Genomic DNA, 12253 nt, shown 5'->3' with positions numbered 1-12253 from the left:
GTCGAGCGCCAAGCCGCGGAGATCGCCGAGATCAAATCCCAGCGGCTCCATGCCGAATTCGTACGTGGCGTCGCCCACGAGCTCCGCAAGCCCACGGAAGAGGTGCGCCACCGCGTGGAGGAACTCAGCGCATCCCTGGCACCTGAATTCTCCGCGGGCCTGCGCCGCATCCGTGCCGCAAGCCGCGAGATGTCCCGGCGACTCGATCTGCTGCTCTTCCACTCGGGTCTCCGCCTCGATCTCCAGCGGATCGATCTGGTGTGCGTGGTCGACGATGCGATCGAGGCGACGCGGGTTGGCTGCCCCGACCGCAACTACGAGGTTGATCACGAGCTGGTCCGGCTTCCCATGCTCGGCGATCCAAGTCGCTTGCTCTCCGTGATCGAAAACTTGCTCGACAACGCGGTCAAGGCAACCGACGCGGGGCAGACCATCCTCGTTCGCACATCCCTGGAAGCGGGCGGCGAACAGCGGGGCAGCCAGGTTCGGTTGGAAGTCGTAGACGCGGGACGAGGCATCCCGCCCGATCAGCTGGAGGAGATCTTCCATCCGGGCGTGGGTCTCGAGCCCAGTGGATTCGGCCTCGGCCTCTCGCTGTGCCGTGAGATCGTGCGGAAGCACGCCGGCACGATCGATGTGGTTTCGAAGCCAGGTAGAACCATCTTCTGCATTCAGTTGCCGCAGTTTCACTCGAGGGAAGGCCATGACAGCAGCCGCGTCCATTCTTCTGGTTGAAGATCACGAGGGCACGCGCTCGCAGCTGAGCGAAGCACTGGAGTCCTCCGGTTTCAGCGTCATCTCCACTGCAGATGGCCGCGAAGCACTCGAAGCCCTGCGCAGTCGCCCGGTAGATCTGATCCTCAGTGACTATCGGATGCGCCCGATGGACGGGCTCTCGTTGCTCCGAGCCGTGCGGAAGACCTTGGAGGTGCCGTTCGTCCTCTACAGCGCGGGAGCCGATGCCCAGGCGGTGTTCGAAGCAGGCCGCGAAGGGGCAGTGCGCTTTCTGGAGTTCCCCTTCCGATTTGCGGACCAACTCCTCCCCACGATTGCAGATTCCCTGGGCCGGCGAAGCGCGGCCACTCGCGACGAACCCCGGGTCGGCGCCGAGCGCCTCATTGGCTCTTCGGCCGCCATGCGGCACGTACGAGCCACCATCCATCGGCTTGCTCCCACGCGCACGACCGTGTTGATCCACGGTGAGACCGGCACGGGCAAGGAACTGGTGGCCCGGGCCATCCACGAAGAGAGCGGGCGCGATCCCTTCGTCTCCGTATCCGTGCCCGAGCTCTCGGAAGGCCTGCTCGAGAGCGAACTCTTCGGCCACACCCGAGGAGCCTTCACCGGAGCCGTCGCCTCTCGCCCGGGCCTCTTCGAGGCCGCGAGCGGAGGCACGCTCTTCCTGGACGAGATCGGCGATTCGCCAATGTCCGTCCAGGTCAAGCTCCTCCGGGCCCTCGAAACCCGGGAGATCCGGCCCGTCGGCGGCGCGACCCCACGCAAGGTGAACGTACGGGTCGTCGCAGCGACGAACCGCGACCTGGCCGAGATGGTCCGCGGCGGGGAGTTCCGCGAGGACCTCTTCTACAGAATTCGCGGTGCGTCGGTTCAGCTTCCTCCGCTTCGCTCTCGGACACGCGACATCGAGACCATCGCCCAGGTGCTGGTTTCCGAGATCGCCGAGTCTGCCCGTGTTCCGGTTCCCAAGCTGGATCCTGGATTTCTCGCAGCCTTGGAGCACTGTCCCTGGAAGGGCAATGTCAGAGAGCTCCGGGCTGTCCTGGAGAACGTCATCCTCTGGAGGGATGGCGACGGGCCGCTCGAGCGGATTCACCTGGTCGAAGCGCTGGTGGCCATGAACCCGGATCTGAGTTCGGAGGACCAGCTGCTCGCCCAGAAGATCCTCGATGCCTTCCGCCGCCACGGCTGGAACCAGGAGGCCGCCCGACGGGAACTCGGCCTGACGCGTGGCGAGTGGCGCAGCCGGTTCGCTCGGCTGGGGCTCGATGCGGTGAGGCGCAGGCGGCGGTGAAACGCGCGATCGTGTCACTCCTCGGGTTTCTGGCGATGTGGAGCACGGCCTCCGCAGAGCCCGACGTCCTCGAGGATGTCGTCGATCCGTCCCCCCATCAGATCGTGCAGGCTGCATTCGATCGGATGTTCAACTACCCCTCGGTACGGAGCGTGACCCTCCGCATCCACCGCCACGGCGACCGCGTCACCTACCGCTCCTTCGACGTCGTCTACAAGAAGATCGATGGACGCGGCCGAACTCTCCTGCGCTTCACCGAGCCCCCTTACCTCCGAGGCAACACACTGCTGATCATCGAGGAGGACGACGGCAGGAACGACACCTGGATCTACCAGCGAGAGCTGCGCCGGCCGCGCAGGGTCCTGGCTGGGCACAAAGGTGATTCCTTCTACGGAAGCGACCTCTCGTTCGAGGACCTCGAGCACCATGACTGGCGCCGATACGAGCTTCGGCGGCTTCCGGATACGATCGAGCAGGGCAAACGCGCATTCGTCGTGGAGGCAAGCACACCCGACGACTCCCAATACGCCAAGGTGATCGCAACCGTGGAACGGGACCGCCTGGCTCTACTGCGCCTCGATCTGTTCAAGGCCGGTTCAGGTGAGCCCATCAAATCCCTCGAGTTCGCCGCAAACGAAATCGAAGAGGAGAACGGCATCCTGAAGCCGGCCCGGATGTGGGTGCGACAACGCGGGCGAGACGCCGCCACGGAAGTGATCTTCAAGAAGATCGAGGACGACCCCCAGATCGCAGATTCAGTGTTCGCGACGATGAGGCTCGAACGCTCGGGCGAAGACCTGTACCGGTTGGTCGAGCGGCTGCGCAAAGGGGCTCCAACGCCATGATGGATGGGTACCGATGCCGGCCGCTCTACAGCGCCGACAATGAGGACACGCGATCGGAGCTGACGGCCCTCGAGATCACGGGGGACGACACCGTCGTCGCAGTTGCAGCGGGCGGCGGACGCGCGTTGAGCCTCCTCACGGCGGGTCCGAAGCGACTCGTCGCAATCGATCGCCGCCCCGAGCAGGTCTTCAATCTGGAACTCAAAGCCGCCGTGATGGATGCGTTCGACCTGGAGGGCTTTCAAGGTTTCCTTGGGGTCTCCGATGCGCCGGACCGGCTCGATCAATATCGGATGGTTCGTCAGTCGCTCTCCAGAAGCGCTCGCAAGTACTGGGACAATCGTCGAGGTCTGATCGAAGCTGGAGTCTTCTTCGCAGGCCGCACGGAGACCGCCATGATTCGATTCATGCGGGGGATCAAGGCTCTTGGGTTCATGGACTGGGCAGAGCCGTTCTTCCAGGCGACATCCCTGGAGGCGCAGCAAGCCCTGCTCGATGCTCATCGAGATCACGTAGATCGCGGCCTCGTCTGGTGGAAGCTCTTCTTTCACCCGCTGGTGATCTACCCGCTTGCCCAGGATCCGAGTTTTCTTCGCTCAACCGACGGGAGCGTGGGTGCCTACCTGGTTCGCCGGCTGATCGAGTTCGCCTCGTTTAACCTGGTGCGGGAGAGCTACGTCCTGAGGCTCGTGTACGACGGCGGCCTCACGCCTGGAAGTCCGCTGCCTCCATATCTTGGTCCTGTAGGCTTCGAGCAGGCGAAGAAGGGTCTCGATCGCCTCGAAGTTCAATGTGGGGATCTGCGCGACTTCGTTGCAAGAGCTCGGATCACGACACCGGTCAAATGGTCCTTGTCGGACGTGAGCTGTTGGATGACCGAGGACCAATTCCACGACCTCCTGCGATCCATTACTCAGGGGATTCCGCCAGGTTCGCGGTTCTGTGCTCGGAACTTCGCGGCTCGGCGCGACATTCCACGCGATCTCAAGGACCGAGTGAGGCGACTCGACGAACTCTGTGAGTTCCTCGATTGCCAGGATGCCTCCGTAATCTATCGATTCGAGGTAGGGGAGCTGGTCTCTGGCTTTGGTTGAATCATCCACGGAGCGGCTCGGCCGGGAGATCTTCTACACGCTCGGTGAGGCAAAGGTCTTGATCGAACGTTGGAGGCAGGAGTACAACATTTTTCGACCGCACAGTGCCCTGGGATACCGGCCACCGGCACACGAGGCCATCTGGTGGTCGATCCAGAGTCCGACCGGGTTTCAGTCCGCAGCCCGCGTCGGTCTAACATCGAAGGCGGACTAAACCGCGGGGCGGGTCATGAAAGCGGAAGGAACCCCGGGACATATGGTTTCTGCGCCACGCAATCCCCCCGGGCCTCACCTGGCGCTATCGTCTTTTTGACTAGAGCTGGTCTCAATAGTGGCCTCCTGCAGAGTTCCCCCGAGGGTGGCCCTCCGCGGCAGATCCCTTTTGAGACCGCTTCTAGTGAGGCGCATGCAGAGCGGGCTGGTCTGCCCGCTCGGTACCCGAGGTGGGGTGAGATGGTCGATTTCAAGAAGAAACTGGCGGCCAAGAAGGTCAAGTCACCGGTCGAACCGATCGCGCTCTACGACACGCTCGACCGAGCCGTCGACAAGGGACCGTTGCGCCCGGCGCAGGCAGCGGTCTTGGGCGAGTGGCACAAGAAGTGCCGCAAGCAACGCGACGTGATCGTGAAGCTTCACACGGGCCAAGGAAAGACGCTGATTGGACTGCTGATGCTCCAGGCTCGGCTCAACGAGGGAAAGGGCCCAGCGTTGTATCTGTGTCCGAATCTGCACTTGGTAGAGCAGACATTGGAACAGGCTGGCCAGTTCGGGATTCGCACGTGCGTCGCAGATCCGGAACTACCGGACGAGTTCGTGGACGGGAAAGCCATCCTTGTCACGTCAGCCCAGAAACTCTTCAACGGCCTGACTAGATTTGGCCTTCACACTGGCTGCGTTCCTGTTGGAACATTGATGATCGATGACGCTCATGCTTGTTCCGATGCGATTCGCAATGCCTGTCGGATTCGCGTCGAGCGCAAGGAGGCAGCGTACCAGGCTCTGCTTGACCTGTTCGCACGAGCGCTCGAGCAACAGGGTCTTGGGACACATGCGGATATCCAGAACGGCAAGTACGACGCGCTTCTTCCGGTTCCATATTGGGCATGGTCCGAACACGAGGCCGACGTTGCGCACCATCTCTCCAAGCACTCCGGAGAAAAATCGATCAGGTTTACCTGGCCGCTTCTAAAGGACTCCCTCGCCGATTGTCAGTGCATCGTCTCAGGTGCTGCCATTGAAATTGAGCCTTACGTGCCACCGCTGGACGCCTTCGGAAGTTATTGGGATGCTGAGCATCGGGTCTTCATGTCGGCGACAGTGACTGACGACGCGTTTCTTGTGAAGGGACTTCGACTCCATCCGGATACAATCGACGACCCTCTGACCTATGACGAAGAGCATTGGTCGGGTGAGAAGATGGTCTTGATTCCGTCGCTTATTGACGACGTGCTCACGCGTAGTGAGGTGGTGAATCTCTTCGCTCGTCCCAACACGAAGCGGAAGTATGGCGTTGTCGCGCTCACGCCAAGCTTCAAGGGATCTCAGGACTGGAAGAAGTACGGGGCGACGGTCGCGGACAAGACGACGGTGAGTGACGCCGTCGATGCCCTGCTGAGTGGAAAGCACGAGAAGAGCCTGGTGCTGGTGAATCGATATGACGGGATCGATTTGCCGGACGCCGCGTGCCGGGTCTTGGTCTTCGACTCGCGCCCGTACTCCGAGAGCCTTGTGGACCTGTATCACGAGGGTTGTCGTCCTACGAGCGATGCCACTCTGATGCGAACAGTTCGCACTGTCGAGCAGGGTTTCGGCCGTAGTGTTCGTGGTGAGAAGGACTATTCGGTAGTCGTGATGACGGGGACGGAGCTTACCCGCTTGGTACGCGACAAGAACTCCCGGAAGTTCCTGTCGAGCCAAATGAACACTCAGATCGAGATCGGGCTCGACGTTGCCGAAATGGCGCAAGAGGAGATCGACTCGGGCAAGGAGCCGGGAAAGGCACTTGGGGACCTGATTCGGCAGTGCCTGAATCGAGATGATGGGTGGAAGGCCTTCTACGCGGAGCGAATGGAAGCCGTGGAGCCCTCTGGCGTGAACAAGCGGGTGCTCGAACTCTACTCACGAGAGCTAGAGGCGGAGCAGCTGTTCCAGAGCGGGGACCACGAGGGGGCAACAAAGGCGCTTCAGAAGATCCTAGACGAAGAACTCGCCGATGAGCGGGACCGCGCGTGGTTCCTGCAAGAAATGGCTCGGTACTCCCATAGCGCCAGGCAGGCAGATTCGCGCAAGCTTCAACGAGACGCGTTTCTAAAGAACAAACTCCTGCTGAAGCCTGAGCAAGGAGTCGCCGTCAAGAGACTTACGATTGTGAGCGAGGGACGGATGGAACGGATCGCCAAGTGGGTCGGCGAACACGAGGACTACGAGCAACTCATCGTCGCGGTCGGCGATATTCTGTCTAACCTGGCGTTCGGTGTTAAGGCTGACAGCTTCGAACGGGCGCTAGATGAGCTAAGTGCCGCCCTTGGCTTCAAAGGCGAGCGTCCGGACAAGGAGTGGAAGGAAGGGCCGGACAATCTCTGGGCGGTTGGCGCGGATCGCTACATCCTGTGGGAATGCAAGAACGAGGTGAGCACTAACAGGACCGAGATCAAAAAGGCCGAGACCGACCAGATGAATCGCTCGTGGGCATGGTTCAAGAAGCACTATCCGGGGACCGAGGCTCGCAAGCTCATGGTGATTCCGACCCACAAAGTAGGCAGCTCAGCGTCGTTCTTGCAGGAAGTGGAGATCGTGCGAAAGCAGGAACTGGAGCGGCTGGTACGTGCTGTCCGGAAGTTCTTCCAGGGCTTCGAAGCGATGGACTTGCAGGACCTGTCGCTGGCCGCGTTGCAAAAGCTTGTTGATTCCAACAAGTTGTCGCTAGATGAACTCGAATCGGGCTACGGAAAACAGCCGAGGAATCTGAAATAGCCCTTAGATTGCCCTGATATGGTGAGAGAGTTTGAGGATCAAGCGCTCCGTGCGATCTGCGACCTGTTGGCCGATTCCGACGAGGGACTGACTGGAAGTGAGATCGGTCGGTTGCTCGCTGACTGCGGCATTTCGGATCCGCTGCCTGGGCACACGAAGAGGCATCGATTGTACGAAGCCCTTGCAAGCCGCCAGAAGTCGGACCGGTGCGGGAACCACGTTGCAGCCTTCATAGAGAAGGCGATGAATCCCGTTCGCTACTTGAGGGCGCAGCATGCCTTTGAGGAGCGGAGAGCTGAGCTCAACGCGGCCCTCTCGTTCTCCGGTCTATCGATGAGACCTGATGGGCGGCTAGAGAAGGCGACCTTAGCTGCCACGATTCCCGAGGCTGTCGCGCGCGCCGGCAAGCTACGCCGGTCTCTGCAGGACCGGCGAGTCCATGGCGACGTGATTCGATTCTGCAGAGCCGAGTTGCTGCAAGACAACTACTTCCACGCGGTGTTCGAGGCAACGAAGAGCGTGGCGGACAAGATCAGAGATCTGTCCGGCTTGACGATGGACGGGGCGGAGCTTGTGGACCAGGCGTTCGGCTTCAAGAAACCCGGGCATCCTAGGGTCGCCTTCAACGCGATTTCTAGTGAGACTGAGATCAGTGAGCACCGCGGCCTAATGAACCTCATCAAGGGTCTCTTCGGTACCTTCCGAAACGTCACCGCGCACGCGCCGAAGATTCACTGGGCAATCAACGAACACGACGCACTCGACATGCTGACGCTAGCCTCGCTCCTGCACCGTCGGCTGGATGGGGCGGTGAGAACGAACCAGGCCGGCTGAATCCTTCGATCCGCGGGCAAGAAGTGAGCAACCTAGCCGCCTTCGCCTGGCACTGGCTTCAGACTGCGCAGATCCGCCGAGCCGGAAGGGCCGGCCGCGGCGCCTTCGGCGGCTAGTGCCTCAACTCGCGGCGTGGCGCAGGCAGGACCTAGTTGAGTTCGATCGCTGAAATTAACTCCGCGCGTTCCATCGCAGCCTGCACCTCACTACGGAACATGGCTTCAACCAGATTGGGCTCATTGGGTGGCATGGGCCCCCAGCGTTGTGTTCCGACGAGCCAGCGCCCAAAGCTCTGCTCGGTATGCGCTGCTGCCCAAACCTCGACATCCCACGCAAGCAGTGCCCAAGAGATGGGCAGCTCTTCCGTCCAAGCCTAGGGAGAACAACACGAACCGCTGAAGACCACCAGACTCCTTTGCGAAGCACTTTTCCCATCGTCCGCGACGATCCGCCGCGGGTCCCGAGAGTTCAAAACCCCTCTCGCTGCGGTGAGACTCGTAGCGCCCTGCCTTTTTCCGCGGCGGAAATCCGCCAGCTCGCCCGGGGTACGACAACGGATGCACCGTCAGCGACGAGACAGTGTGGCCGTTCGCGCTCGCATAGCGCTCGCGAATGTGGAGGCGATTCGAGACCGGCGGTAGCAATTTCCAAGAAACGGCTAGCCGGCCTACGAGGGTCGCATTCAGCCACAAGCCGGAGGGAAATCCTGACATTGGGCTCATAGGTCGCCTTGGCTCCTGCCCCGAGCTTCTACCATTTCCTTCCATCTTTGCTGCCCCTCAATGCTCACTTCGTGCTCGCGCATCCTCGCCGCGTAGCGAGTCGGTAGAAGCCGTTGAATCGCCTCGAGCGAGCCTCCGGTGAAGACAGCAACCGCTCCAACGAGTTCGCGGACCGATTCGCAGATCTCTACGGATACGCCGTATGTCTGCATTGCTTTCCGCCGGATCCGTTCGCGATTCAGCGGACGATGGTCTTGTGCCACGACGAAAAGGAGTGCGCTCTTCGCGCCCATTTGCTGAGCGGCAGATGCAAGTTCGAGAGCAACGGCTTCATCTGCAGCTACCTGTTTCACCTCTACCGGGAACTGTACAATTGAATCCCGAACCACCCGAACGTCTCCTGGGTGCGGGCTGTGAATTGGCTGAAGCTCCACGTAAGGAAAAGCGCAGTCGAGCACCGCTGCAGCGAACGCCTGGGCTCGCCGGCCATGCTCAGGTTCTTGCTGTACAAATCGCTCTGCAACGCCAAGCAACTGCTCGATGCCGATTCCCGAGTCAGAGGAGAGAGCTGCTTGCTCAGCCTCATCTCCGGTGGACATCCGAACGCGGAGGAAAGCGGCCAGCGCCTGCGCAGCCTCATCCCCGGCAAGGCTGTCGAGATCCACTAGGCAGTCGCGAAACAACAGATACGCGGGTCGTGCCTTTGGGTGGATCTTCTCGAACTCGTCGATGCGGCTAGGACCACCCAAGAAGGGGCGATTGTTCAGCGGGTTCTTGCTGGCGGTGCCGAGGTGGTAGCGCCCCTTGTTCTCCTTGGCGAGCAGCTCCGCTGCTGAGCGAAGACTGTATCCGTGTGAGCCTGCTGATTGATCTTGCGTGAGACTGTCGACCTCGGGGTCCGTGGCCTTCGCAAGCAAGGCTCCGCCCAGGGCCGCGATGTATGTCTTGACCCCCAATCGACCTAGCTCCTCGACCCGAGTAGTCCAGAGGGCAGGTACGGTCGCTGGGGAACGCGCCACGTTGACCGCCGTCTCAAGCGTGAGACGAAGGTCTTCCTTGGAGAGCCTGATGCCCACTGCTAGGCCGAACCAGGGACGACTGTCTTCCGAGGCCGTTCGAGTTCAAGCAGTTCCCCCGGATCACACTCGAGCGCTACGCAGAGCCTTTCGATCGTCGCTAGCGTCGGGTTGTATTCAGGGCGGGAGCCGATTGCTTCAAGGGTCGCTCTAGAGAGCCCTGTTGCTGTTGCCAAGCGCTCGTAGGTCATCTGTTCCCCTGCACGTTGGCCATAGCGCTCCATGGCGGAGCGCAGCTTGACTACGATGCTCAAGCTTGTACTCTCAATACAATGACCATGGTTGACACATGAGCTAGCGACTCTCCGGCCCGAGTCAGTGGTACGGTACTGCGGGACGCGGATTGCGGCGAGCACCAGGGGTGAGAGTTGAGTCTGAAGGCGATTAGCCTGTTCACGGGTGTTGGTGGCCTTGATTTCGGAACCGAGGCTGCAGGGTTCAAGACCACCGCTGCAGTCGAGATGGATAAGGCTGCATGTCGCTCCCTCGGGCAGAATAGGCACTGGAGCCTCCTGCAAGGCGACATCCATGAGATTTCATCGAGGTCGATTCTCGACAAGGCAGGCTTCGGCCCTGGTGACGCCGACCTGCTAACTGGCGGCCCGCCATGCCAGCCCTTTTCGAAGTCTGGATACTGGGCGTCTGGCGATGCACTTCGCCTGGATGATCCACGAGCCGGCACTTTGGGTGAGTACCTTCGGGTGCTTTCTGATATTCGTCCCAGGGCGTTTCTGCTCGAAAACGTGCCTGGTCTTGCCTTCTCTGGCAAGGCTGAGGGGCTCGAGTTTCTCAAACGCGGCATTGAACTGGTCAACAAGGAGGCCCGAACGAACTACTCTTTCAGTTGGGCCGTACTGAATGCCGCCGACTACGGTGTTCCGCAGACACGTGAACGGGTGTTCATTGTCGGTAGCCGAGATGGAGAGCCATTCACCTTTCCTTCTCCCACCCATCGTTCCAGCGATGTTCTTTCGGAAGACATCGGCAACGGTCTCGAGCCATACATGACGGCTTGGGATGCCATTGGCGATCTCCCCCGGAACCCCCGTGGCGAAGATGGCTTGAAGGTAGGAGGGAAGTGGGGCGACCTGTTGCCGTCTATTCCCGAGGGTGAGAACTACCTATTCCACACGAACCGAGGCCAGGGTTACCCGTTGTTCGGGTGGCGCAAACGCTACTGGAGCTTCCTCCTGAAACTCGCCAAGGTGAGGCCGTCGTGGACGATTCAGGCGCAGCCCGGTCCCCACATTGGTCCGTTTCACTGGGCGAATCGCCGCCTCACTGCGCTTGAGATGTGCCGCCTTCAGACGTTTCCCGAAAACATCGATCTAGATTTCAGCAGAAATCAGGTTCAGAGGCTTCTTGGAAATGCGGTTCCTTCTCTCTTGGTCGAAGTTCTAGGTTGCGCGATTCGCGATCAGCTCCTGAAGGCGCCGCGAACGCGGAAAACGTTCAGACTGCTTCCCTCGCGGAATCAGAGACGCGCACGGCGAGAGTCCATCGGTAAGATGCCTGAGAAGTACTGGAGCCTCATAGGCGAGCACGAAGACCATCCAGGAGAAGGAAAAGGGCCGAGGGCGCGAGCAGTCAGGGACGCTTTGCACGCGAGTCCACGACCGAGAGCTTCTTCATAGACGCCCCACGTGTCGACGATCGTGCTTTGTTTGGTCGCGCTTGGTGGGCTCCCTCCAGCCAACGAACCTGTTCACACGTGCTCGATACAGAAAACCCGTGACGTGTTTTCACGTCCGACCTGTCCCAAGTCCGCCTCGGCACTCATGGTTCGCGATCCCTCGACAATAGCTCTGGTCTAACATCGTCCCTGGCACACCAATTGCTCTACCCCGGGGCTCCCCATGAGCCCCTCACCGATCGACCTCCGCCAGCAACGAGACAAGCGTCTCCGCGACAAGCTTCGCCGCGAGCTTGGCAGCGACGTGCTCACGGCGCTCGCTGCCCCGGCCGTCGTCGAGGTGATGCTGAACGCCGACGGCGAGCTCTGGGTCGAGCGCCTGGTGTCTGGCGTTGCACCGCTCGGCAGCACGATGAGTCGCTCGCAGGCCGAGAACCTGCTCGGGACGGTAGCCGCGCTCGCGGACACTGAGATCAACGAGGAGACCCCGCTTCTCGAGGTCGAACTCCCGTTCGACGGCAGCCGTTTCCACGGCGTAGTTTCTCCGATCTCGGCCGGACCGGTCTTCGCGATCCGGAAGCGCGCGATCCGAGTCCACACGCTCGATGAGTACGTGGGCCAGGGGATCCTGGATCCCGGCGCACGAGAAGCTCTCCGGGAAGCGCTCGGCCATCGCCAGAACCTCGTCATCTGTGGAGGCACGGGCTCCGGGAAGACCACGCTCGCGAACGCGCTGCTGCGCGAGGCTGTCGAGCTGGCGGGTCCCGCCGAACGCTTCGTGATTCTCGAAGACACGGTCGAGCTGCAGTGCTCGGCCGCCAATCACGTCCAGCTCAGAACCACTGACGACATCGATCTCACGCGGCTGGTGCGCGCCACGATGCGCCTGCGACCCGACCGCATCGTGATCGGGGAGATACGGGGGAGGGAGGCGCTCGCGCTGCTCAAGGCGTGGAATACCGGTCATCCGGGGGGTTTGACCACAGTCCATGCAAACAGCGCGGGGGCAGCCCTCTCCCGTATTGACCAGCTCGTGCAGGAGGC

10 protein-coding genes and 1 pseudogene are annotated in these 12253 nt (G+C 61.2%); 9 read left to right on the top strand and 2 right to left on the bottom strand.

Annotated elements, in window-relative coordinates; all coding sequences use genetic code 11:
* The 7 genes and pseudogenes from GY937_11675 to GY937_11645 form a co-directional block, all read left to right on the top strand.
* A partial coding sequence (locus GY937_11675) for a HAMP domain-containing histidine kinase (protein MCP5057367.1) occupies positions 1 to 735 on the top strand: 735 nt, incomplete at its 5' end.
* A complete protein-coding gene (locus tag GY937_11670; GenBank protein MCP5057366.1) occupies positions 704 to 2032 on the top strand; it encodes a sigma-54-dependent Fis family transcriptional regulator in 1329 nt (442 codons plus the stop codon). The genes GY937_11675 and GY937_11670, both read left to right, overlap by 32 nt.
* Positions 2029 to 2877 (top strand): outer membrane lipoprotein-sorting protein, encoded by an 849-nt coding sequence (locus GY937_11665; protein MCP5057365.1) that lies wholly within the window; start codon positions 2029 to 2031, stop codon positions 2875 to 2877. The genes GY937_11670 and GY937_11665 overlap by 4 nt, the downstream gene beginning before the upstream one ends.
* Positions 2874 to 3971: a DUF3419 family protein gene (locus GY937_11660; GenBank protein MCP5057364.1), complete on the top strand. Its 1098-nt coding sequence runs from the start codon at positions 2874 to 2876 to the stop codon at positions 3969 to 3971. The genes GY937_11665 and GY937_11660 overlap by 4 nt, the downstream gene beginning before the upstream one ends.
* A gap of 25 nt (positions 3972 to 3996) precedes the next feature.
* Positions 3997 to 4113: pseudogene (locus tag GY937_11655) on the top strand (transposase).
* Positions 4114 to 4424: 311 nt separating this feature from the next.
* The gene (locus GY937_11650; protein ID MCP5057363.1) at positions 4425 to 6944 is read left to right on the top strand and encodes a DEAD/DEAH box helicase family protein; all 2520 of its coding nucleotides are present in this window, start codon (positions 4425 to 4427) and stop codon (positions 6942 to 6944) included.
* A gap of 18 nt (positions 6945 to 6962) precedes the next feature.
* Positions 6963 to 7778 (top strand): TIGR02391 family protein, encoded by an 816-nt coding sequence (locus GY937_11645; protein ID MCP5057362.1) that lies wholly within the window; start codon positions 6963 to 6965, stop codon positions 7776 to 7778.
* A gap of 718 nt (positions 7779 to 8496) precedes the next feature.
* On the opposite strand, the gene GY937_11640 is transcribed toward GY937_11645, so the two are convergent.
* Positions 8497 to 9576, bottom strand: coding sequence for a restriction endonuclease, SacI family (locus tag GY937_11640; protein ID MCP5057361.1), 1080 nt, complete (start codon positions 9574 to 9576; stop codon positions 8497 to 8499).
* 2 nt (positions 9577 to 9578) lie between these two features.
* Entirely contained in the window at positions 9579 to 9800 is a 222-nt protein-coding gene (locus GY937_11635) for a helix-turn-helix transcriptional regulator (protein MCP5057360.1), read from the bottom strand.
* Positions 9801 to 9944: 144 nt separating this feature from the next.
* Between GY937_11635 and dcm the strand changes: the two genes are divergently transcribed.
* Entirely contained in the window at positions 9945 to 11210 is a 1266-nt protein-coding gene (gene dcm / locus GY937_11630; GenBank protein MCP5057359.1) for a DNA (cytosine-5-)-methyltransferase, read from the top strand.
* A 222-nt stretch (positions 11211 to 11432) separates the two neighbouring features.
* The coding region (gene trbB / locus GY937_11625) for a P-type conjugative transfer ATPase TrbB (GenBank protein MCP5057358.1) at positions 11433 to 12253 on the top strand (821 nt) is incomplete at its 3' end.

The sequence above is a fragment of the bacterium genome, assembly GCA_024228115.1.
Taxonomy (GTDB): Bacteria; Myxococcota_A; UBA9160; order UBA9160; family UBA6930.
This window is presented reverse-complemented; position numbering and strand designations above follow the sequence as displayed.